The sequence below is a fragment of the Pseudomonas sp. MPFS genome (assembly GCF_022537035.1).
Taxonomy (GTDB): domain Bacteria; phylum Pseudomonadota; class Gammaproteobacteria; order Pseudomonadales; family Pseudomonadaceae; genus Aquipseudomonas; species Aquipseudomonas sessilinigenes.
Genome location: NZ_CP066123.1, coordinates 721,788 through 743,385, shown reverse-complemented (window position 1 = coordinate 743,385; position 21,598 = coordinate 721,788). Strand labels below are relative to the sequence as shown.

General features: G+C 65.9%; 21 protein-coding genes. All 21 read left to right on the top strand.

From position 1 onward, the window contains the following. The first annotated feature begins 36 nt into the window (after window positions 1-36). The 21 genes from cbiE (at window position 37) to I9018_RS03145 (ending at window position 21,571) form a co-directional block, all read left to right on the top strand. A complete protein-coding gene (cbiE, locus tag I9018_RS03245) occupies window positions 37-1,281 on the top strand; it encodes a precorrin-6y C5,15-methyltransferase (decarboxylating) subunit CbiE (protein WP_241108719.1) in 1,245 nt (414 codons plus the stop codon). Next, a complete protein-coding gene (locus tag I9018_RS03240) occupies window positions 1,274-2,371 on the top strand; it encodes a cobalt-precorrin-5B (C(1))-methyltransferase (protein WP_241108718.1) in 1,098 nt (365 codons plus the stop codon). The genes cbiE and I9018_RS03240 overlap by 8 nt, the downstream gene beginning before the upstream one ends. Continuing rightward, a complete protein-coding gene (locus I9018_RS03235; RefSeq protein ID WP_241108717.1) occupies window positions 2,368-3,096 on the top strand; it encodes a cobalt-precorrin-6A reductase in 729 nt (242 codons plus the stop codon). The genes I9018_RS03240 and I9018_RS03235 overlap by 4 nt, the downstream gene beginning before the upstream one ends. A 177-nt stretch (window positions 3,097-3,273) precedes the next feature. Next, window positions 3,274-3,576 (top strand): type II toxin-antitoxin system RelE/ParE family toxin, encoded by a 303-nt coding sequence (locus I9018_RS03230; RefSeq protein ID WP_241108716.1) that lies wholly within the window; start codon window positions 3,274-3,276, stop codon window positions 3,574-3,576. Between the two features lie 3 nt (window positions 3,577-3,579). Beyond that, entirely contained in the window at window positions 3,580-3,870 is a 291-nt protein-coding gene (locus I9018_RS03225) for an addiction module antidote protein (protein WP_124345642.1), read from the top strand. Window positions 3,871-3,969: 99 nt separating this feature from the next. Continuing rightward, the gene (locus tag I9018_RS03220; protein WP_241108715.1) at window positions 3,970-4,368 is read left to right on the top strand and encodes a DUF2946 domain-containing protein; all 399 of its coding nucleotides are present in this window, start codon (window positions 3,970-3,972) and stop codon (window positions 4,366-4,368) included. Between the two features lie 64 nt (window positions 4,369-4,432). Beyond that, complete coding sequence (locus I9018_RS03215) at window positions 4,433-4,912, top strand: copper chaperone PCu(A)C (RefSeq protein WP_176719722.1); 480 nt, start codon at window positions 4,433-4,435, stop codon at window positions 4,910-4,912. A 22-nt stretch (window positions 4,913-4,934) separates the two neighbouring features. Beyond that, entirely contained in the window at window positions 4,935-5,381 is a 447-nt protein-coding gene (locus I9018_RS03210) for a DUF2946 domain-containing protein (protein WP_228022251.1), read from the top strand. Between the two features lie 88 nt (window positions 5,382-5,469). Next, window positions 5,470-7,608 (top strand): TonB-dependent copper receptor, encoded by a 2,139-nt coding sequence (locus tag I9018_RS03205; protein WP_241108714.1) that lies wholly within the window; start codon window positions 5,470-5,472, stop codon window positions 7,606-7,608. A 171-nt stretch (window positions 7,609-7,779) separates the two neighbouring features. Further along, complete coding sequence (locus I9018_RS03200) at window positions 7,780-9,162, top strand: PepSY domain-containing protein (protein ID WP_241108713.1); 1,383 nt, start codon at window positions 7,780-7,782, stop codon at window positions 9,160-9,162. A gap of 152 nt (window positions 9,163-9,314) precedes the next feature. Beyond that, window positions 9,315-11,444, top strand: a complete 2,130-nt coding sequence (locus I9018_RS03195) for a TonB-dependent receptor (protein ID WP_241108712.1) — start codon at window positions 9,315-9,317, stop codon at window positions 11,442-11,444. A 37-nt stretch (window positions 11,445-11,481) separates the two neighbouring features. After that, a complete protein-coding gene (locus tag I9018_RS03190) occupies window positions 11,482-12,270 on the top strand; it encodes an ABC transporter ATP-binding protein (protein ID WP_068577086.1) in 789 nt (262 codons plus the stop codon). After that, window positions 12,267-13,226, top strand: coding sequence for an ABC transporter substrate-binding protein (locus I9018_RS03185; RefSeq protein ID WP_241108711.1), 960 nt, complete (start codon window positions 12,267-12,269; stop codon window positions 13,224-13,226). Before I9018_RS03190 ends, I9018_RS03185 begins: the two co-directional genes overlap by 4 nt. Beyond that, entirely contained in the window at window positions 13,223-14,233 is a 1,011-nt protein-coding gene (locus I9018_RS03180) for an iron ABC transporter permease (protein WP_085595418.1), read from the top strand. The genes I9018_RS03185 and I9018_RS03180 overlap by 4 nt, the downstream gene beginning before the upstream one ends. 109 nt (window positions 14,234-14,342) lie before the next feature. Further along, the gene (locus I9018_RS03175; RefSeq protein ID WP_085595420.1) at window positions 14,343-14,642 is read left to right on the top strand and encodes a hypothetical protein; all 300 of its coding nucleotides are present in this window, start codon (window positions 14,343-14,345) and stop codon (window positions 14,640-14,642) included. A gap of 222 nt (window positions 14,643-14,864) precedes the next feature. Beyond that, a complete protein-coding gene (gene urtA / locus I9018_RS03170) occupies window positions 14,865-16,130 on the top strand; it encodes an urea ABC transporter substrate-binding protein (RefSeq protein ID WP_068577079.1) in 1,266 nt (421 codons plus the stop codon). A gap of 139 nt (window positions 16,131-16,269) precedes the next feature. Next, entirely contained in the window at window positions 16,270-17,772 is a 1,503-nt protein-coding gene (gene urtB / locus I9018_RS03165; RefSeq protein WP_241108710.1) for an urea ABC transporter permease subunit UrtB, read from the top strand. Window positions 17,773-17,901: 129 nt separating this feature from the next. Then, window positions 17,902-18,981, top strand: a complete 1,080-nt coding sequence (urtC, locus tag I9018_RS03160; RefSeq protein WP_068577073.1) for an urea ABC transporter permease subunit UrtC — start codon at window positions 17,902-17,904, stop codon at window positions 18,979-18,981. Next, window positions 18,978-19,838, top strand: coding sequence for an urea ABC transporter ATP-binding protein UrtD (urtD, locus tag I9018_RS03155; protein WP_124345635.1), 861 nt, complete (start codon window positions 18,978-18,980; stop codon window positions 19,836-19,838). Before urtC ends, urtD begins: the two co-directional genes overlap by 4 nt. 164 nt (window positions 19,839-20,002) lie before the next feature. Continuing rightward, entirely contained in the window at window positions 20,003-20,701 is a 699-nt protein-coding gene (gene urtE / locus I9018_RS03150) for an urea ABC transporter ATP-binding subunit UrtE (protein WP_068577069.1), read from the top strand. Between the two features lie 30 nt (window positions 20,702-20,731). Further along, a complete protein-coding gene (locus I9018_RS03145; protein ID WP_241108709.1) occupies window positions 20,732-21,571 on the top strand; it encodes an urease accessory protein UreD in 840 nt (279 codons plus the stop codon). Window positions 21,572-21,598: the final 27 nt, after the last annotated feature.

Here is a 21,598-nt window from a genome sequence, read left to right as displayed (position 1 = left end):
TGTCGGAACCCTGGCTTTTGTGTTCGAGGAATATCCATGTCGCCCTGGCTGACAGTAGTGGGAATCGGTGAAGACGGCTTCAAGGGCCTGGGCCGCAATGCCCGCCATGCCCTGTTGGGCGCTTCACGGATCGTCGGCGGGCAACGTCAGCTGGAGCTGCTGCCGGCTTGCATCCGTGGCGAACGCCAGCCGTGGCCCAGCCCGTTTTCCCTGGAGCCGGTGCTCGCCCAGCGTGGCACTGCGGTATGCGTGCTGGCCAGCGGCGACCCGATGTTCTTCGGCGTCGGCGCCAGCCTGGCACGGCAACTGCCCGCCGAGGAACTGCTGATCTTGCCCGCCCCCTCCTCCTGCGCCCTGGCCGCCGCGCGCCTGGGCTGGCCCCTGCAGGAAGTGGTCAGCCTGTCGCTGGTGGCGCGGCCATTGGCCGCACTCAACGCGCAGTTGGCCAACGGCCTGCGCCTGCTGGTGCTGAGCAATGACCGCCACAGCCCGGCGGCGGTGGCCGGCCTGCTGCGCGAGCGCGGCTTCGGCCCGAGCCGGATCAGCGTCCTGGAACACCTGGGCGGCCCGCTGGAGCGGCGTATCGACGGCACCGCCGACGACTGGCAAGACCCGGCCATAGCCGACCTCAACCTGCTGGCCATCGACTGCCGCGCCAGCCTCGACGCGCCACGCCTGTCGCGCCTGGCCGGCCTGCCGGACTCGGCCTTTGCCCATGACGGCCAGTTGACCAAGCGCGACGTACGCGCCATGACCCTGGCCCGCCTGGCCCCGATGCCCGGCGAGTTGCTGTGGGATGTCGGTGCCGGCAGCGGCTCGATCGGCATCGAGTGGATGCGCGCCCACCCCAGTTGCCGCGCCCTGGCCATCGAGGCCGATGCGGGTCGCCAGCAGCTGATCGAACACAACCGCGACACCTTGGGCGTTCCCGGGTTGCACCTGATCCGTGGCCGCGCGCCCCAGGCCCTGGCTGGCCTGGAGCGTCCGGACGCGATCTTCATCGGCGGCGGCGTGACCCGCGACGGGGTGCTCGCCACCTGCTGGGAACGACTCAAGCCCGGCGGCCGCCTGGTGGCCAATGCGGTGACCCTGCAAAGCGAGATGACCCTGATGGACTGGCGCCAGCGCCACGGCGGCGAACTGACCCGCATCCATGTGGCCCAGGCCCAGCCGCTGGGGGAGTTCGACACCTGGCGCCAGGCTTTGCCCATCACCCTGCTGGAACTGCACAAACCCCAGGACCCAATCTGCACGCCATCCGGGGACCTGCCCCATGCGTGAGGAAACCGCCGAACAGCCCGCTCCGCTGCGCAGCGGCCTGACCACCGGCAGTTGCGCCACCGCCACCAGCCTCGCGGCCGCCCGCCTGCTGCTGGGCAACGTCGAGGCCGATGCGGTGGATATCGTCCTGCCCAAGGGCAAAGAGGTGCGGATGCGCCTGGAGTTCTGCCGGCGCACCAGCGACGGGGCCGAGGCCGGGACCATCAAGGATGCCGGCGACGACCCGGACGTGACCCATGGCGCCCTGCTCTACTCCCAGGTACGCCTGACCCATGAGCCGGGCATTCGCTTCGTGGCTGGTGCCGGGGTCGGTACCGTGACCCGCCCCGGGCTGGTCCTGGGGGTGGGCGAGCCGGCGATCAACCCGGTGCCGCGGCGGATGATCGGCGAGCACCTGCAACGCCTGGCCGAAGAGCAGGCCTACAACGGCGGCTTCGAAGTCACGGTGAACGTCGAGGGCGGCGAGGCACTGGCGCAGAAGACCATGAACCCGCGCCTGGGGATTCTCGGCGGGCTGTCGATCCTGGGTACCAGTGGCATCGTCCGGCCGTTTTCCTGCGCCGCCTACATCGCCTCGATCCACCAGGGCATCGATGTCGCCAGGAGCAACGGCTACCAGCACGTCGCCGCCTGCACCGGCAACGCCAGCGAAGACACCATGCGCCGGGTCTACGACCTGCCGGTAATCGCCCTGATCGAAATGGGCGACTTCGTCGGCGCGGTCCTCAAGCACCTGCGCAAGGCCCCTGTGGATAAACTCAGCCTGTGCGGCGGTTTCGGCAAGATCAGCAAGCTGGCCGCCGGGCACATGGACCTGCACAGCCGCCACTCCAGCATCGACCTGCCGCAGCTGGCGCAATGGGCCGCCGAAATCGGTGCCGACCAACCGTTGCAAGAGGCCATCCGCCAGGCCAATACCAGCCAGCAGGCACTGGCCATGGCCAGCGCCGCCGGAGTCGCCCTGGGCGATGCGGTGTGCCGCCATGCCCTGGACTTCGCCCGCAGCGTGGTACCGGCCCAGGTCCAGGTGGAAGTCTTCGCCATCGACCGCCAGGGCGGCATCGTCGGCCATGCCGGAGCCCAGCCATGAGCCGTATCCTGCTGCTGGGTGGGGTCACCGAGGCCCTGGCCATCGCCCGCACCCTGGGGCCTGAACATGTCTACAGCCTGGCCGGCATCGGCCGGGTGCCCACGGACCTGGCCTGCCAGGTGCGGGTCGGTGGGTATGGCGGAGCCAAGGGCCTGGCGCAGTTCATTCGCGCCGAGAACATCGGCCTGCTACTGGATGCCACCCATCCTTATGCCGCGCAGATCAGCGCCAATGCCCAGGCCGCCGCCCGGCTCGCCGGCATTCCCTGCTGGGCCCTGCGTCGCCCGGCCTGGCAAGCGCAGCCCGGGGACGACTGGCGCGAGGTGGCCGACTGGCCACAACTGATCCAAGCCCTCGAACCCTTCCAGCGACCGTTGTTCACCCTGGGGCGCGAACCCTTGCAGCATCTGGAGGAGATTCCCGCCAGCCAGTTCTGGACCCTGCGCGCCCTGGAAGCCTGCCCGGGCAATGAGCGCTGCGAAGTGATCGGCGCCCGCGGCCCGTTCCAGATCGACGACGAGCGCGAACTGTTCGCGCGCCGGCGCATCGATGTGCTGATCAGCAAGAACAGCGGCAGCAGCGCCACCGAACCCAAGCTGGAAGTGGCCCGCGAACGGGGAGTACCGGTGTTGATACTCAAGCGCCCCGACCTGCCCGAAGTCGATCGCCATTTTACCGAAGTGCCCCAGCTCCTGGCCGCCCTCGAGCGGCTGTCCAGCGCCTGACAGCAAAAAGCGCCGCGCCTCACCTCAACCTGGGAACTCCCTGGCTGTGCCCGCCAGTCTCCTACCTTAACTTCCTTGGGAGCTCTGCAACGACCGGCTGCACGCCCGGTCGTCGCAGCGTTGCCTTTCATCTGGCAAATGAGTTGCCAGGATCGTATCCCAAGGAATACAGTCGCCATGTTCGTCTTCGAGCAAAACCAGGAGTTCAGCCACTGGCTCACTCGCCTCAAGGACCCTCAGGGGAAGACCCGTGTACTGGCCCGGATCAGGGCAGCGCAACTAGGGCGGTTCGGCGACTGTGTATCAATAGGAGGTGGAGTCCATGAGATGCGTATCCACCGTGGGCCTGGCTACCGGGTGTACTTTTCACGGCGAGGCGAACGGATCTACCTGTTGTTGATCGGTGGCGACAAGAGCACCCAGAGTCGCGACATCCAACGAGCCCGGCAACTGGCTCACGACCTCAAGAACGAGGACTGAAACATGCGCACCCCAGTGACCCGCTTCGATGCGGCCGACTACCTCAAGACCCCGCAAGACATGGTGGCCTACCTCGATGCCTGCTTCGAGGAAGATGCCGGCGATGGCGTGCTGATCCGCGCCGCCCTCAACGACATCGCCCGCGCCCGGGGCATGACCCAGATAGCCCGGGACACCGGCCTGGGCCGCGAAAGCCTGTACAAGGCGCTGGGCAGCCAGGGCAATCCCGAGTTCGCGACTATCATCAAGGTGATGAAGGCGCTGGGACTCAAGCTCCAGGTCAGCCCGGCCTGAGCCAGCACTGCGACACCACACCGCACACGGTGTTTTTTTACTTATCCACAGCGATCAGGCTAAATACCCGCCTGATCGCTCAACCGACGGATCGTCACCATGTCCCGACAACGGCTCGCATTTGCCTGGATCGCCTGCTTCGCAGTGCTGTTCAACATGCTTGCCATGCCGCTTTCCGGGGCCATGCAGAGCAGCGACCAAGGGCTGGATGAACAACTGCTATGGGGCAGTTTCTGTTCCTCCAGCGGCACCAAGATGGTCGCCATCTCCCTGGGCCAGCTCGAACAAAAAGCCCCGCAAAACGACGATCACTCGAACATGCAGCATTGCTGGTGCTGCTCCGGCTCGGCGCCCCTGGTGGCCCTGCCTGGCCATGCGCCGCAGCTGTACTTCACCCGCTTCATCGCCCAACCGGGCGCCCCGCAACCGCCGCTCGAACAACTCACCCCGCGCCAGCAATGGCCCAGCCTGAATCCCGGTGCACCGCCTCTGGCATGATTCCCTTTCGCAAGTGACCTGCGTTTTTGAATCGTTCTGGAGAACCACCATGCTCAAGTCTTCCCTGGTCAAGCACACCCTGCTGCTGGCCGCCCTGCTGTTGCCTGCCAGCTTTGCCAGCGCCCATGAATACAAGGCCGGCCAATTGCAGATCGACCATCCCTGGTCGCAGGAACTGCCGCCGAACGCGCCGACCGTCGCCGCCTACTTCGTGCTGCACAACCCGGGCAAGAACGCCGACACCCTGCTCAGCGTCGAGACACCGATCGCCGGTCGCGCCGAACTGCATGAGCATGTGATGCAGGGCGACATGATGAAGATGCAGCAGGTGGCCAAGGTGGCCGTCCCCGCCGGTGGCGAAGTGCGATTCGCGCCCATGAGCTATCACGTGATGCTCATGGAGCTCAAGGACCGCAGCCTGCTCAGCGATGGCAAGCGCTTCCCGCTGACCCTGCACTTCGAGAAGGCCGGCGACGTCACCGTCGAGGTCGCCGTGCAGAAGCAGGCACCCGGCGCGGCGCAAGAGCATCAGCACGCTCACTAAGCACTGACCGCCGGTCCCATCCGTGAACGCCCCGCTCGCGCCTGGCCGCAGGCGGTCCGCAGCGCGCCGTACCTCCATAGGGGTGCGGCGCGGCAGCTGGATCAGCCTGTTCGCCATGCTGATGATCTTCATCGGTCCGCTGATTTCCCAGTCGATGCCGATGGATCACGCGATGCCGATGAACATGTCCGTATCCATGGACATGGGCAGCGGCGTGTCCGGCTGCCACGGCGATAACCCACACGCTTCGCACCCCGCCAAAGCCCAGGGCGAGCAGCATGTGCTCTGGGAGAAATGCGGTTATTGCAGCCTGCTGTTCAACTGTCCGGCACTGCCATCGGGGCTGTCATTCGCCCAGCTCGATGCACCGCTGGCCCAGCATTTCCTGATCCCCGCCACGCGCCTGGGCCACGCCCGGCAGACCGTGTTCCCCGGCGCGCTGACCCGCGCTCCGCCGATCGACGCCTGAGTCACCTGCTCACTCCACACGGCCGGCTGTCAGCACGACAGGCGTGCGCTCGCGGCCGTGTCATTCAAGACCGATCGATGGAACCATTATGTTTTCTGCTGACTCTCGCCTGGGCGTTGCCCAACCAACCAAGCCCTTTGCCCTGAACCCGTCGCGCCAGCACTTCAACCGTGCCCTGGCCGTGCTGTGTGGTGCCCTGCTGACGCCCCTGGCCATGGCCGACGAAGCTTCGGCCGAGCACGCCCATCACAGTACCGAGCTGAGCCCGACGGTGATCACCGCCATCGCCCCCAGCTCGCCCCTGACCGTGGTGACCAACCCCAAGGACCCGCGCCAGCCGGTGCCGGCCAGCGATGGCGGCGACTACCTCAAGACCATTCCCGGCTTCGCCCTGGTGCGCAACGGCGGCACCAACGGTGACCCGGTACTGCGCGGCATGTTCGGCTCGCGCCTGAACATCCTCACCAACGGCAGCATGATGCTCGGCGCCTGCCCTGGCCGCATGGACGCCCCGACCTCCTACATCTCCCCGGAAACCTACGACCGGTTGACCGTGATCAAGGGGCCGCAAACCGTACTCTGGGGCCCCGGTGCCTCCGCCGGCACCGTGCTCTTCGACCGTGAACCCGAGCACTTCGGCGAACTCGGCACCCGGGTCAACGCCAGCCTGCTGGCCGGCTCCAACGGCCGCTTCGACAAGACCCTGGACGCGGCCGCTGGCGGCCCCCTGGGTTATGTGCGGGTGATCGGCAACACCGCCCACTCCGACGACTACAAGGACGGCAACAACGACACCGTGGCCTCGCGCTACGACAAGTGGAACGGCGACATAGCCCTGGGCTGGACCCCGGACGCCGACACCCTGCTGGAGCTGACTGCTGGCAAGGGCGACGGCGAGGCCCGCTACGCCGGTCGTGGCATGGACGGCTCGCAGTTCAAGCGCGAGAGCCTGGGCCTGCGGTTCGAGAAATCCAACATCGGCGAGGTCCTGGACAAGGTCGAGGCCCAGGTCTACTACAACTACGCCGACCACGTGATGGACAACTACAGCCTGCGCACCCCTTCGGGCAGCGGCATGATGGGCATGCCCATGGTCAGCAACGTCGACCGCCGCACCCTGGGGGCACGGATCAAGGCTACCTGGCGCTGGGCCGATGTGCAGTTGATCGGCGGCATCGATGCCCAGACCAACGAACATCGCCAGCGCGGCGGCATGGGCGTGGATGCGCACAAGGGCCAGCCCTGGACCAAGGACGCCGACTTCCACAACTACGGCACCTTCGGCGAGCTGACCTGGTACGCCGCCGAGCGCGACCGGTTGATCACCGGCGCCCGCCTCGACCGGGCCTCGGCCAAGGACTACCGGCAGAGCATCAAGTCGGGAATGATGAGCCGCACCAGCCCCAACCCCACCGCCGGCGACACCCGGGCCGACACCCTGCCCAGCGGCTTCGTGCGTTACGAGCATGACCTGGCCGACAGCCCGACCACTCTGTACGCCGGTCTCGGCCACGCCCAACGCTTCCCCGACTACTGGGAGCTGTTCTCGCCGAAGATGGGCCCTGCCGGCTCGTTGAACGCCTTCGATTCGATCAAGCCGGAAAAGACCACCCAGCTCGACTTCGGCCTGCAATACCAGGGCGCCGACCTGGAGGCCTGGGCCTCGGGCTACATCGGCCAGGTACGGGACTACATCCTCTTCGACTACAACTCGAAAATGATGGGCATGAGCACGTCCCGGGCCGAGAACATCGACGCCCGGATCATGGGCGGCGAACTGGGCGCGGCCTACAAGCTGACCTCCAACTGGAAGGCCGATGCCACCCTGGCCTATGCCTGGGGCAAGAACAGCAGCGATGGCAAGGCCCTGCCACAGATGCCACCGCTGGATGCGCGCTTCGGCCTGACCTACAGCGAGGACGACTGGAGCGCCGGCGCCCTGTGGCGAGTGGTGGCGGCGCAAAACCGCGTCGACCTGAACAAGGGCAACGTGGTCGGCAAGGACTTCGGCAAGAGCGGCGGCTTCGGCGTGTTCTCCCTCAACGGCGCCTACCGCATCAACAAGAACCTCAAGCTCAGCACCGGGGTCGACAACCTGTTCGGCAAGGCCTACGCCGAGCACCTGAACCTGGCGGGTAACGCCGGCTTCGGCTACCCGGCCAGTGATCCACAAGCCATCAAGGAACCCGGCCGCACCTTCTGGACCAAGGTCGACCTGAGCTTCTGACGAACCGTTGCGGCCGCTGCGCGACCGTACGCAGCCTGCGGCAGCGGCTACACCAGGCACCTGTAGCCGCTGCCGAGCTGGCGAGGCTGCGACAAGGCCCGCCGGGCCTTCAGCAGTGGTTTCAGGTGCCACCCATAACGACAGATCCACAGCCTTGCGGAGCGCTTCCCGATGAACCGACCCAAAGTGTCTTTCTACAACCTGGCCTGGCGCTGGCATTTCTACGCCGGGCTGTTCGTCGCCCCTTTCATGGTGATGCTGGCCCTGACCGGCATCGTCTACCTGTTCAAACCGCAACTCGACCCACTGATGTACCCCAGCTTGCTCAAGGTCCCCGCCGGGCAGCACAGCCTGGCGGCCGACGAGCTGCTACAACGGGTCCAGGCGGCCTACCCCCAGGGCCATATCAAGCAGTACCTGCCACCTGTGGATGCCGGGCGCAGCGCCCAGTTCGTGGTGCAGCACAAAGGCCAGGAACTCAACGTCTTCATCGATCCCTACCATGGCGACGTGCTCGGCGAGCAGGATGCCAAGCGCAACCTGCAGGCGGTGGCCCGGGCCATTCACGGCGAGCTGATGATCGGCACCGTCGGCGACCGGCTGGTGGAGCTGGCGGCCAGCTGGGGCATCGTCCTGGTGGTCTCGGGCCTGTACCTGTGGTGGCCACGGGGCAAGTCTTCGGCTGGCGTGCTATGGCCACGCCTGAATGCCCGGGGCCGGCTGTTCTGGCGCGACCTGCATGGCGTGCTGGGGTTCTGGGGCGCGGCCTTCCTGCTGTTGATGCTGCTCAGCGGCATGAGCTGGACCGGCTTCTGGGGCAGGCAGTACGCCGACCTGTGGAACCGCTTCCCGGTGGCCATGTGGAACGACGTACCGACCTCCGACCAGCAGGCCGGCGAGCTCAACAGCGCCACCCGCCAGACCGTGCCCTGGGCCCTGGAGAACACGCCGATGCCGATGTCCGGCGACCATGCCGAGCACAGGGGCCACGCCATGGCCGCAGCGGCCCCGGCAGCCCCGGCCATCAGCTTGCAACAGGTCCAGGACATCGCTCGCCAGCGCCAGGTCGAGCCCGGCTACAGCATCACCCTGCCCAGCAGCGCCACCGGGGTGTTCACCATCGCCCTGTTCGCCGACGACCCGCGCAACGATGCCACCCTGCATGTCGACCAGTACACCGGCAAGGTCCTGGCCGATGTGCGCTGGCAGCACTACAGCAATGTGGCCCGGGCCACCGAACTGGGCGTGATGTTGCATGAGGGCAAGATGTTCGGCCGCGTCAACCAACTGGTGGTGCTGGTGGTGTGCCTGATGATCCTGCTCGGTGCGGTGAGCGGCATCGTCATGTGGTGGCAGCGTCGCCCCGCCGGCCGTCTCGGGGTGCCGCCGCTGCGCCACGATCTGCCACGCTGGAAAACCGCGATGCTGGTCATCGCCCTGTTGGCCGTGACCTTTCCCCTGGTAGGCGCCTCGCTGGTGGTGGTGTGGCTGCTGGATCGCCTGGTGCTCTCGCGCTTGGCCCGGGGTCCTGAATCCGCTTCATCTTCAACATGAAGCCTGCGAGATGCGCGTTGCAGAGAGCCCTGTAGAATTTCGCCGCTTCAGTCGTGCAGATTTATAATGTTACTTTATAACACTGCATGTAAGATCCTGTCCGCAGCCTCGCCGCTGCGGACACCCTCTCGAAGAAGCGATTCACCGCCCCGATGAACAAGTACCTGCTGTCCAGTCTCTGCCTGCTCGCCCTGCCGTCCCTGTCCCAGGCCGACGATGCCGCCCTGACCCTGCCCACCGGCACTATCTCTGCCGCAGCCAACGAAAGCGACGACAGCGTCAGCCTGAAGACCCCGACCACCGCGGGCTCACGCCTGGGCCTGAGCGCCCTGGAAACCTCGGCCAGCACCGACAGCCTGAGTGGCGAGCGCATCCGCGCCCGGGGCGATCGCAGCATCCAGGACGCGGTATCGCGTAGCGCCGGCATCAGCCGCACCGGCACCCCGGGCGATGGCGGCACCTCGTTGTCGGCCCGGGGCTTCACCGGGCAGAGTTCGGTGATGCAACTCTACGATGGCAACCGCATGTACACCGGCATGGGCACCGTGACCTTTCCGGTGAACAGCTGGGCCGTGGAACGGGTCGACGTACTGCGCGGCCCGGCCTCGGTGCTGTACGGCGAAGGCGCCACTGGCGCGGTGATCAACACCATCCCCAAGAAGCCCTTCAGTGGCGAGATCGAGAACCACCTGCGCCTGGGCTACGGTTCCTTCGATCGCCAGCAACAGGCCCTGGACAGTGGCGGTTCGCTCAGTGACAGCCTGAGCTACCGGCTCAACCTCAATCGCGAGCGCAGCAACGGCTGGGTCGACCGTGGCGATTCCTCGGGGGATTTCGTCAGCGCGGCCCTGCGCTGGCAGGCCCGCGATGACCTGGCCTTCACCCTGGCCCACGATTACGGCGACCAGAACCCGATGAACTACTTCGGCACGCCGCTGATCGACGGGCGCTTGCACAAACGCCTGCGGGACAAGAACTACAACGTCAGCAACGACAAGCAGCACTACAACGACCAGTGGACCCGCCTGACCAGCGAGTGGCAGATTTCCGATAACCTCAGCGCCAGCAACGAGCTGTACTACCTCAAGGCCCAGCGCCGCTGGCAGAACGCCGAGAACTACAACTGGAACACGACGGACCGGCAACTGAGCCGCAGCGGCTACTTCGGTATCGGCCACCAGCAGGAACAGGTGGGCGACCGCCAGACCTTCACCCTCAAGCACTCGCTGTTCGGCCTCGACAGCCAAACCCTGGTCGGGATGGACTACAACCGCATCCGCTTCCATATGAAGAGCAACTCGCCCTTCAATGACGTCACCCCCCATGGTGACCCCATCGACCTGTACCACCCAGCCAAGGGCGAGTTCATCAGCAACAGCCCCTACCGCGATCAGTTCAAGACCACCACCAGGCAGATGTCGGTCTTCGCCGAAAACCGCCTGCAACTCAGCGAGCGCTGGTCCCTGGTGACCGGTGTGCGCCGTGACTATGCGCATATCGATCGCGATGACTTGAAGGACGGCAGCCAGAGCGACAAGACCCTGACCGGCAACAACTGGAAGGCCGGCCTGGTGTTCGCCGTCACCCCGGATACCTCCCTCTATGGCCAGTACTCCACCAGCACCGACGGTGTCGGCGGGCTGATTTCCCTGAGCAAGAGCCAGCAGCAATTCGACCTGTCCACCGCCAAGCAGACCGAGGTCGGTCTCAAGCAGGCGTTCTGGGACCAGCGCGGCGAATGGACCCTGGCGGCCTACCACATCGTCAAGAAGAAGCTACTGACCGATGTGCCGGGCGACCCGGAACTGAAACAGCAAGTGGGCCAGCAATCCTCCAATGGCCTGGAGGCCAGCCTGGACCTGCAACTGCCCCATGCCTGGCAACTGCAGGCCAACGCCGCCATCGTTCGTGCCCAGTACGACGACTTCCAGCAGGACGTCGACGGCGTGCAAGTCTCCCGCGATGGCAAGCGCCCGGTGGACGTGCCACGGCGCACCGCCAACCTGTGGCTGAGCAAGGCCATCAACGACGACCTGCGGGCCGGCGCCGGGGTGCGCTACGTCGATGCGCGCTACGCCGACATGGCCAACCGTAACCAGCTGCCCAGCTACACCGTGGTGGACGCCAACATCTCGTGGCAAGCCTTGCGCAATACCACCCTGGGCCTGCAATTGAATAATCTGTTCGACCGCCAGTACGCCCAAAGCCAATACAATGACGGCCAGCAATGGATTCTCGGCGAGCCGCGCTCGTTCTTCGTCACCGCCGACTATCGCTTCTGACCCCTTGCCGGACCACCGGCAACCACACGGACAAGGCATGACCTCGCTGAACCTCCTCGACCTGGCCTGGAGCCCCCTGGGCCAGGGCCACTGCCACCACCAGTTCCAACTGCGTGAGGCCAACCTGCACGTGCAGGCCGGGGAGTTCGTCGGCCTGATCGGGCCCAATGGCAGCGGCAAGACCAGCCTGCTGCGCTGCGCCTATCGCTTCAGCAAGCCGCAGCAGGGCGAGGTGCAACTGGCCCACCAGAATGTCTGGAAGCAGTCGCCACGCTGGTGCGCACAACGCATCGCCGTGGTGCTCCAGGAGTTTCCCGATGCCTTCGGCCTCACCGTGCAGGAAGTGGTCGCCATGGGCCGCACCCCGCACAAGGGCCTGTTCGACGGCGACACCCGGCACGACCGCGCCATCGCCCGCGAGGCCCTGGAATCCGTGGGCCTGCTGGGCTTCGAGGAGCATGCCTTCGCGACCCTGTCGGGCGGGGAAAAGCAACGGGTGATCCTGGCCCGGGCCCTGGCCCAACAACCGCAGTTGCTGATCCTCGACGAGCCGACCAACCACCTTGACCCGCGCTACCAGCTGGAACTGCTGCAACGGGTCAAGCGCCTGGGCATCGGCACCCTGGCCAGCATCCACGACCTGAACCTGGCCGCGGCCTTCTGCGACCGGTTGTACGTCCTCGACCACGGACGCATCGTCGCCAGCGGCACTCCCGGCGAAGTGCTCACCGTCGAGTTGCTGCGCAACGTCTTCGGCGTCGAGGCGCTGATCGATGCCCACCCCCTGTCCGGCTACCCACGAATCACCTGGATCACCCAACCATGACCTTGCGCTCCCTGCTTCGCTCCAGCCTGCTCCTGGCCCTGTCACTGGGGGCCGCACAGGCCTTCGCCGAGGCCACCCGCTACCCATTGACCATCACCAGCTGCAACCGCGAAGTGACCTTCAAGCAAGCGCCCAAACACGCCCTGAGCCACGACATCAACATGACCCAGATGATGCTCGCCCTGGGCCTCAAGTCGCGCATGGTGGGCTACAGCGGCGTCAGTGGCTGGAAGGCCGTGACCCCACAGATGAGCGTCCTGCTGGAGGGCCTGCCGGAACTGGCGGCCAAGTACCCGTCGGTGGAAACCCTGCTCAATGCCAACGTCGACTTCCTGTTCGCCGGCTGGGACTACGGCATGCGCGTGGGCGGCGACCTGACCCCGCAGACCCTGGCGCCCCTGGGCATCAATGTCTATGAGTTGACCGAGTCCTGCGCGTTCGTGATGAAGCGTCCGGCCGCCAGCCTCGACGACACCTACAACGACCTGCGCAACCTCGGCCGGATCTTCGACGTGCAGGATCGCGCCAATGCCCTGATCGCCCAGATGCAGGAGCAGGTGGCCCAGGTGCAACAGGACCTGCCCACGGACAAACCCCGGGTGTTCCTCTACGACAGCGGTGAAGACCGGGCCATGACCTCCGGCCGCCTGGGCATGCCCCAGGCGCTGATCGACGCCGCCGGCGGGCGCAACATCCTCGACGATGTCGAGGCCAGCTGGACCCGGGTCAACTGGGAGACCGTGGTGGAACGCAACCCGCAAGTGATCGTCATCGTCGACTACAGCGAAGTCACCGCCGAGCAGAAGCAGCGGTTCCTGCTGGACAACCCGGCGCTGCAAGGCGTCGACGCCATCAAGAACCAGCGCTTCATCGTCATCCCCTATGTGCAGGCCACCCCGGGCATCGACAACGTGCTGGCGGTGGAAACCCTGGCCAAGGGTTTCCACGGCGAATGACTACACGTCGCTACAGCTGGCTGCTTTTGACCCTCGCCGGCCTGCTCCTGGTCTCTTGCGTGCTGTCCCTGGGATTCGGCCCGGCGCGGGTGCCGGTGGACGTGGTGGGCCGGATCCTGCTGCACAAGACCCTGGGCCTGGGCGAGGTGGACTGGAGCCCCGGCCAGGAACATATCGTCTGGCTGATCCGCGTGCCGCGCATGCTCCTGGGCGCGCTGGTAGGCGCCGGGCTGGCGCTGATCGGCGCGGTGCTGCAAGCGGTGACCCGCAACCCGCTGGCCGACCCGCACCTGCTGGGCGTCACCTCCGGCGCCACCCTCGGCGCGGTGATCGTGGTCCTGCACGTGGGGCAGGTCATCGGCCTGCTGACCCTGCCCCTGGCCGCCTTCATCGGCGCCGTGGCGAGCATGATCCTGGTGCTGGGCATCGCCGCCCGCAGCGGTCGCCTGGACAGCGACCGCCTGCTGCTGTGCGGGGTGGCGGTATCGTTCGTGATGATGGCGGTGGCCAACCTGCTGCTGTTCATGGGCGACCACCGGGCCAGTTCGGCGGTGATGTTCTGGATGCTCGGCGGCCTGGGCCTGGCACGCTGGGAGCTGCTGGCGATTCCCGCGATCAGCGTGCTCCTCGGGTTGCTGTTGCTGCTGGGCATGGCCCGGCCATTGAACGCCCTGATGGCCGGCGAGCAGACCGCCGTGACCCTGGGCCTGAACGCACGCAACGTGCGCCTGAAGGTATTCCTGATCGCCTCGCTGATGACCGGGGTGCTGGTGTCCATCAGCGGTTCCATCGGCTTCGTCGGGCTGATGGTGCCGCACATCGCCCGGCGCCTGGTGGGTGCCGAACACCGCCGGCTGCTGCCGGCCTGCGTGCTGCTGGGCAGCCTGTTCCTGGTGTGGGTGGACGTTGCCGCGCGAACCCTGATCGCCCCCGAGGACCTGCCCATCGGCGTAGCCACCGCGGCCATCGGCGGCTTGTTCTTCATCGGCCTGATGCGCCGACGCTGAGCCCAATATCTGGAGGCAGGAACCGGCTTGCCGGTGCCTGCACAAACCAGCCGCATCACTGGCAGCGATGCATTAAGATCTCGCCCTTCGGTCTCTCAGGATGAGTCTCATGCTTAAAACTGCGCTCCTGGCCTTGCTGCTCGGCACCTCCCTTGGCGCCGTGGCCGGCACCTCCGTCGATGTCTCGAAAATCTACGGCAACATCCAGTTCGTCAACAGCTTCCCCGACTACAAGGTCAAGGTGGTGAACTCCTTTCCCGACCTGAACGTGAAGCAGGTCAATGCCTTTGCCGACGCGCCGGGCAAGTGGAAAGTCGTCGACAGTTTTCCCGATTACAAGATCCAGATCGTCGACTCCTTTCCTGATTTCACCATCAAATATGTCGACTCCTTCCCCGGCGTAAATTAAGACTCTGCGTCGCTCGCCGCTGCCGCCCAGCGGCAGCACCACAATGAAGCACCCGCGCGCACCAGCCCTTGCCCAAGCCTCGTCTTGGGGCATCACCGCCCCTGCTCTTGCTGTTAAAGCAACGTTTCCATGCCTTGGCCAACCCGGCACACCCCTTGCAAAACACCCTTCACTCGTTCGCATCTACCTCTTAAAAATCCAAGAGTTCACGGAGATCGCACAATGAAGCGTCGTAGCTTGCTCAAGGCTTTCACCCTCTCGACCGCTCTTGCCACCCTGGGCCTGACCTGGACCGCCCAGGCCGCCGAGACCATCAAGGTGGGCATCCTGCATTCGCTGTCGGGCACCATGGCGATCTCCGAGACCTCGCTCAAGGACATGGCCCTGATGACCATCGACGAGATCAACGCCAAGGGCGGAGTCAACGGCAAGCAACTGGAAGCGGTGGTGGTGGACCCCGCCTCCAACTGGCCGCTGTTCGCCGAGAAGGGCCGGCAGTTGCTGAGCCAGGACAAGGTGGCGGTGGTGTTCGGCTGCTGGACCTCGGTCTCGCGCAAATCGGTGCTGCCGGTGTTCGAGGAGCTCAACGGCCTCTTGTTCTACCCGGTGCAATACGAGGGCGAGGAAATGTCGCCCAATGTCTTCTACACCGGTGCCGCCCCCAACCAGCAGGCAATCCCGGCGGTGGAATACCTGATGAGCGAAGACGGCGGCAGCGCCAAGCGCTTCTTCCTGCTGGGCACCGACTACGTCTACCCACGCACCACCAACAAGATCCTGCGTTCGTTCCTGCACGCCAAGGGCGTGGCCGACAAGGACATCGAGGAGGTCTACACCCCGTTCGGCCACAGCGACTACCAGACCATCGTCGCCAACATCAAGAAGTTCGCCGCCGGCGGCAAGACTGCGGTGATCTCCACGGTCAACGGCGACTCCAACGTGCCCTTCTACAAGGAGTTGGCCAACCAGGGCCTGAAGGCCACCGAGGTGCCGGTGGTGGCCTTCTCGGTGGGCGAGGAAGAACTGCGCGGCATCGACACCAAGCCACTGGTGGGCAACCTCGCCGCCTGGAACTACTTCGAGTCGGTGGATAACCCGGTGAACCAGAAATTCGTCGCCGCCTGGAAGGCCTACGCCAAGGCCAAGAACCTGCCGGGGGCCGACAAGGCGGTGACCAACGACCCGATGGAAGCCACCTACGTGGGCATCCACATGTGGGCCCAGGCCGTGGAGAAGGCCAAGTCCACCGATGTCGACAAGGTCCGCGAGGCCCTGGCCGGTCAGACCTTCGCCGCGCCTTCGGGCTACACCCTGACCATGGACCCGAGCAACCACCACCTGCACAAGCCGGTGATGATCGGCGAGATCCAGCCCGACGGTCAGTTCAACGTGGTCTGGCAGACCGAGGGCCCGGTCCGCGCCCAGCCCTGGAGCCCCTACATCCCGGGCAACGACAAGAAGCCGGACTACGCGGTGAAGAGCAACTGAGCAGCGTATCCATTCCCCTGTAGGAGCGAGCGGGCGGCGATCCGACCTGCCCGCGATAGCGGTGTACCAGACCCACCGCTATCGCGGGCAAGGACCAGGCGCCCCTGCCCCTACAAGGTTCCCTGTTGTATCCAAGGACGTGACCATGTCGCTTTATCGCCTGCTTATGGCCTGCCTCCTGCTGTTGCCGATCGCCGCCCATGCCGGTGACGCCGAAGACTTTGTCGCGGCCAACTCCAACCAACAAGCGCAACGGCTGGAAGCCTGGGCCGCCCAGCCCGATCCGGCGCGCCTTGCCCTGCTCGGCAGCCTGCAGCAAGGCCAACTGACGCTGGATGGCCAGGCCAAGCCCCTGCGCTTGAACAACCGCTTGCGCGGTTTGATCGACACCGCCCTGGCCAGCCACCAGCTGCTGGCCGCTGACCCCGGCACCCGCCTGGCCGGCGCCCGGCAATTGCAGAAAAGCGCTAAACCGGCGCAGTTGCAGTTCCTCGACACACGGCTGGCCGCCGAGCGGGACCCCGACGTGCACGACGCCCTGAGCCTGGCCCTGGCCAACCTGCAACTGGTGGACAGCGACCCGGCCGTACGCCTGGCCGCGGTGCGCCTGCTGGGCGAGACCGGCGAGCCACTGGCCCGTACCCGTCTCGAAGGCCTGCTGGAAGCGGGGGCGGAGAGCGACGCCGGCGTGCGCACCGCCGCGCAAACCAGCCTGGCCCAGGTCAAGCGCAAGCTGCTGGTGGGCGAGGTGCTCGGCCAGGCCTTCAGCGGCCTGTCCCTGGGTTCGATCCTGCTGCTGGCGGCCCTGGGCCTGGCGATCACCTTCGGTCTCCTGGGGGTGATCAACATGGCCCACGGCGAGATGCTGATGCTCGGCGCCTACGCCACCTACGTGGTGCAATCGCTGTTGCAGCGCTACCTGCCCCAGGCCATGGAGTACTACCCATTGCTGGCCCTGCCGGTAGCGTTCCTGGTCACCGCCGGCATCGGCATGGCCCTGGAGCGCACGGTGATCCGCCATCTCTATGGCCGCCCGCTGGAGACCCTGCTGGCGACCTGGGGCATCAGCCTGATCCTGATCCAGTTGGTGCGCCTGCTGTTCGGCGCGCAGAACGTCGAAGTCGCGAACCCGGCCTGGCTCTCCGGCGGTATCCAGGTACTGCCCAACCTGGTGCTGCCCTACAACCGCCTGGCAATCATCGGTTTCGCCCTGGCCGTGGTGCTGCTGACCTGGCTGCTGCTGAACCGGACCCGGCTGGGGCTGAACGTGCGCGCGGTGACCCAGAACCGCAACATGGCCGCCTGCTGCGGGGTGCCCACCGGCCGGGTGGACATGCTCGCCTTCGGCCTGGGCTCGGGCATCGCCGGCCTGGGTGGCGTGGCCCTGAGCCAGATCGGCAACGTCGGCCCGGAGCTGGGCCAGGGCTACATCATCGACTCGTTCCTGGTGGTGGTGGCAGGCGGCGTCGGGCAACTGGCCGGCAGCATCCTGGCGGCCTTCGGCCTGGGGATCGCCAACAAGATCCTCGAACCGGCGATCGGCGCCGTGCTGGGAAAAATCCTGATCCTGGGGTTGATCATCCTGTTCATCCAGAAACGTCCACAGGGGCTCTTCGCGTTGAAAGGACGGGTGATCGACTAGACAGCAAATGCTCACGCCCATTGACGAACGCGCCGTCGCCTCGCTGGCGGCGGCCCCGAGAAGGAACACCACTATGCTTGCCAACAGCCCTAGCGAAACCGTCCGTACCACCGTCGCGAGCACGCCGCGATGAACCAGCCACTGCTCATTACCGCCAGCCAGAAAGCCGGGCCCAGGGTCAGCATCGGTGTCGGCGCCCTGCTGCTCCTGGTGCTGCTGGCCCTGCCACTGCTGGCGCTGTTGCCGGCGGACAATCCACTGCATGTGTCGGCCTATACCCTGACCCTGGTGGGCAAGATCCTCTGCTACGCCGTGGTCGCCCTGGCCCTGGACCTGGTCTGGGGTTATGCCGGGCTACTGTCCCTGGGGCATGGCCTGTTCTTCGCCCTGGGTGGCTACGCCATGGGCATGTACCTGATGCGCCAGGCCGCGGGCGATGGCCTGCCAGCGTTCATGACCTTCTTGTCGTGGAGCGAGTTGCCCTGGTACTGGACCGGCACCGAGCACTTCCTCTGGGCCTTGTGCCTGGTGGTGCTGGCACCGGGGCTCTTGGCCCTGGTGTTCGGTTTCTTCGCCTTCCGCTCGCGAATCAAGGGCGTGTATTTCTCGATCATGACCCAGGCCCTGACCTTCGCCGCGATGCTGCTGTTCTTTCGCAACGAGACCGGTTTGGGCGGCAACAACGGCTTCACCAATTTCCGCAGCATCCTGGGCTTCGGCATCACCGAGCCCGGCACCCGGGCGGCGCTGTTCCTGGCCACGCTGGCGTTGCTGGTGGGCAGCCTGTACCTGGGCTGGCGCCTGTCGCGAAGCAAGTTCGGCCGGGTGCTGACGGCGCTGCGCGATGCCGAGAACCGCCTGATGTTCTGCGGCTACGATCCTCGCGGGTTCAAGCTTTTCGTCTGGGTCCTGAGTGCGGTGCTGTGCGGCCTGGCCGGGGCCCTGTACGTGCCCCAAGTGGGCATCATCAACCCCAGCGAGATGTCCCCGACCAACTCCATCGAGGCCGCCGTCTGGGTCGCCCTGGGCGGACGCGGCACGCTGATCGGCCCGCTGCTCGGCGCCGGCCTGGTCAATGGCATGAAGAGCTGGTTCACCGTGGCCTTCCCGGAATACTGGCTGTTCTTCCTGGGCGTGCTGTTCATCGTGGTGACCCTGTACCTGCCCAAAGGTGTGATCGGCCTGCTGAAGAAAAGCAGCGAATCATGAGAATCACAGCAACGGTGGACTGCATGCTCGAACCCATTCTCGACAGCAACAAGGATGCCGGCAGCAGCCGCGATGCCATCGGCCTCGGCCAGGCCACGGGCAAGGACCTGGATACCCGCCATGGCACCATCCTGACCCTGGAGGACATCAGCGTCAGCTTCGATGGCTTCAAGGCCCTCAACGACCTGAACCTATACATCGGCGTCGGCGAACTGCGCTGCATCATCGGCCCCAATGGCGCCGGCAAGACCACCCTGATGGACGTGATCACCGGCAAGACCCGCCCCACCCGGGGCAAGGCCTGGTTCGGCGAGACCCTGGACCTGACCCGCTTGAGCGAGGTGCAGATCGCCCAGGCCGGGATCGGCCGCAAATTCCAGAAGCCCACGGTGTTCGAGGCCCTGAGCGTGTTCGAAAACCTGGAACTGGCCTACCGCACCGACAAGTCGGTATGGGCCTGCCTCGGCGCGCGCCTGGGCAGCGAGCAGCAAGATCGCATCGCCCAGGTGCTGGACACCATTCGCCTGGCCAGCTCGGCCCGACGCCCGGCCGGGTTGCTGTCCCACGGCCAGAAGCAGTTCCTGGAGATCGGCATGTTGCTGGTGCAGGAGCCGCAACTGCTGTTGCTCGACGAACCGGTGGCAGGCATGACCGACGCCGAGACCGAGTTCACCGCCGAGCTGTTCAAGGGCCTGGCCGGCCAGCACTCGCTGATGGTGGTGGAGCACGACATGGGCTTCGTCGGCGCGATCGCCGACCACGTCACCGTGCTACACCAAGGCAGCGTGCTGGCCGAAGGCTCCCTGGCACAGGTGCAGGAAAACGAGCGGGTGATCGAGGTCTACCTCGGGAGATAGGCGCACAAGCAAGCTTCAAGCTTCAAGCTTCAAGCAAGAAGCTTCAAGCAAGAAGCCAAAGCCAAAGCCAAAGCCAAAGCCAAAGCGCACACCGTCCCGCTCTTACTTGCAGCTTGCAGCTAACCGCTTGCATCTGCCGTTTTGCTACTGCCCGGAGGGCTTCCATGCTGCAAGTCGACAAGCTTCACCAGTACTACGGCGGTAGCCATATCCTGCGGGGCCTTTCGTTCGAGGCCAGGGTCGGCGAAGTCACTTGCCTGCTCGGCCGCAACGGGGTGGGCAAGACCACCTTGCTCAAATGCCTGATGGGCCTGCTGCCGGCCAGGGACGGTGCGGTTACCTGGGAAGGCCGGGCGATCACCGGCGACAAGCCGCACCAGCGGGTCCATGCCGGTATCGCCTACGTGCCCCAGGGCCGGGAGATCTTCGCCCGCCTGAGTGTGGAGGAGAACCTGCTGATGGGGCTTTCACGCTTCGCGGCGCACGAAGCCCGGGAGGTGCCGGCCTTTATCTACGAACTGTTCCCGGTGCTGCAGCAGATGAAGCAACGCCGGGGCGGCGATCTTTCCGGCGGCCAGCAGCAACAACTGGCCATCGGCCGGGCGCTGGCCAGTCGCCCGCGCTTGCTGATCCTCGATGAACCCACCGAAGGCATCCAGCCCTCGGTGATCAAGGAGATCGGCGCGGTGATCCGCCAACTGGCGGCCCGGGGCGACATGGCGATCCTGCTGGTGGAGCAGTTCTATGATTTTGCCGCCGAACTGGCGGACCACTACCTGGTGATGTCCCGCGGGGAAATCATCCAGCAGGGCCGGGGTGAAAATATGCAGGCCGACGGTGTACGCGGCCTGGTTACGATCTAATCTGTAGCCTCCTAACAATATCGATTGCCCATGAACTCACCTGCCGCCAACGCCCTGTTCACCCCCAGCTGGCACGCCGAGCTGGAGCTGGCCTATGCCTGTACCGGTAACGCCACGCGCCCGGTGCTGCGCCGCCACCAGGGCCCGCTGCGGGTGCAGAAGCACCTGTATGCCGAAGGCCCGCAGGTTTGCCAGCACATCATCGTCCACCCCCCGGGCGGCATTGCCGGCGGCGACCGCCTGGCCATCCGCGCCCGGGTGGATAGCGGCGCCTGGGCCCAGTTGACCAGCCCCGGGGCGGCCAAGTGGTACCGTGCCAACAGCCCTGCCAGCCAGGTCCTGGAACTTGCAGTGGCAAAAGGCGCGACCCTGGAATGGCTGCCCCAGGAAACCATAGTCTTCAGCGCCGCCCAGGCCGAACTGACGACCCGCATCGAACTGCATGGCGATGCCCGGCTGTGCTACTGGGACATCGTCGCCCTCGGACGCCCGGCCAGTGGCGAGCGCTTCGCCCAAGGGTACTTCCAGGCCCACCTGGATATTCGTCGCGATGGCCGGCCGCTGTGGCATGAGCGCCAGCGCATCAGCGGTGGCGACGGCTTGCTCGACTCCCCGGTCGGCCTCGACGGCCAGCCAGTGTTCGCCACCTTGCTGGTCACCGGCGAGATCGATGCCCAACTACTGGAACGCTGCCGCGCGCTGGAGCACCCGGTGCGCGGCGACCTGAGCCAGTTGCCGGGCCTGTTGCTGGCGCGCTGCCTGGCCAGCGAAGCCTTGCAGGCCCGGGCCTGGCTGATGGACCTGTGGCGCTTGTTGCGCCCGGCACTGCTGGGACGCGCTGCCGTACCACCAAGGATCTGGAACACATGAACCGCCCGTTTTCCTTCAACTGCCCGA

Bases quoted from the DNA above. Each gene is read 5' to 3' on its own strand.
- I9018_RS03230 (WP_241108716.1), top strand. From the start codon at position 3,274: ATGTTCGTCTTCGAGCAAAACCAGGAGTTCAGCCACTGGCTCACTCGC.
- I9018_RS03240 (WP_241108718.1), top strand. From the start codon at position 1,274: ATGCGTGAGGAAACCGCCGAACAGCCCGCTCCGCTGCGCAGCGGCCTG.
- urtE (WP_068577069.1), top strand. From the start codon at position 20,003: ATGCTGCAAGTCGACAAGCTTCACCAGTACTACGGCGGTAGCCATATC.
- I9018_RS03195 (WP_241108712.1), top strand. From the start codon at position 9,315: ATGAACAAGTACCTGCTGTCCAGTCTCTGCCTGCTCGCCCTGCCGTCC.
- I9018_RS03145 (WP_241108709.1), top strand. From the start codon at position 20,732: ATGAACTCACCTGCCGCCAACGCCCTGTTCACCCCCAGCTGGCACGCC.
- I9018_RS03185 (WP_241108711.1), top strand. From the start codon at position 12,267: ATGACCTTGCGCTCCCTGCTTCGCTCCAGCCTGCTCCTGGCCCTGTCA.
- I9018_RS03225 (WP_124345642.1), top strand. From the start codon at position 3,580: ATGCGCACCCCAGTGACCCGCTTCGATGCGGCCGACTACCTCAAGACC.
- I9018_RS03175 (WP_085595420.1), top strand. From the start codon at position 14,343: ATGCTTAAAACTGCGCTCCTGGCCTTGCTGCTCGGCACCTCCCTTGGC.
- urtC (WP_068577073.1), top strand. From the start codon at position 17,902: ATGAACCAGCCACTGCTCATTACCGCCAGCCAGAAAGCCGGGCCCAGG.
- I9018_RS03220 (WP_241108715.1), top strand. From the start codon at position 3,970: ATGTCCCGACAACGGCTCGCATTTGCCTGGATCGCCTGCTTCGCAGTG.
- I9018_RS03235 (WP_241108717.1), top strand. From the start codon at position 2,368: ATGAGCCGTATCCTGCTGCTGGGTGGGGTCACCGAGGCCCTGGCCATC.
- I9018_RS03200 (WP_241108713.1), top strand. From the start codon at position 7,780: ATGAACCGACCCAAAGTGTCTTTCTACAACCTGGCCTGGCGCTGGCAT.
- urtD (WP_124345635.1), top strand. From the start codon at position 18,978: ATGAGAATCACAGCAACGGTGGACTGCATGCTCGAACCCATTCTCGAC.
- I9018_RS03190 (WP_068577086.1), top strand. From the start codon at position 11,482: ATGACCTCGCTGAACCTCCTCGACCTGGCCTGGAGCCCCCTGGGCCAG.
- cbiE (WP_241108719.1), top strand. From the start codon at position 37: ATGTCGCCCTGGCTGACAGTAGTGGGAATCGGTGAAGACGGCTTCAAG.
- urtA (WP_068577079.1), top strand. From the start codon at position 14,865: ATGAAGCGTCGTAGCTTGCTCAAGGCTTTCACCCTCTCGACCGCTCTT.
- I9018_RS03180 (WP_085595418.1), top strand. From the start codon at position 13,223: ATGACTACACGTCGCTACAGCTGGCTGCTTTTGACCCTCGCCGGCCTG.
- I9018_RS03205 (WP_241108714.1), top strand. From the start codon at position 5,470: ATGTTTTCTGCTGACTCTCGCCTGGGCGTTGCCCAACCAACCAAGCCC.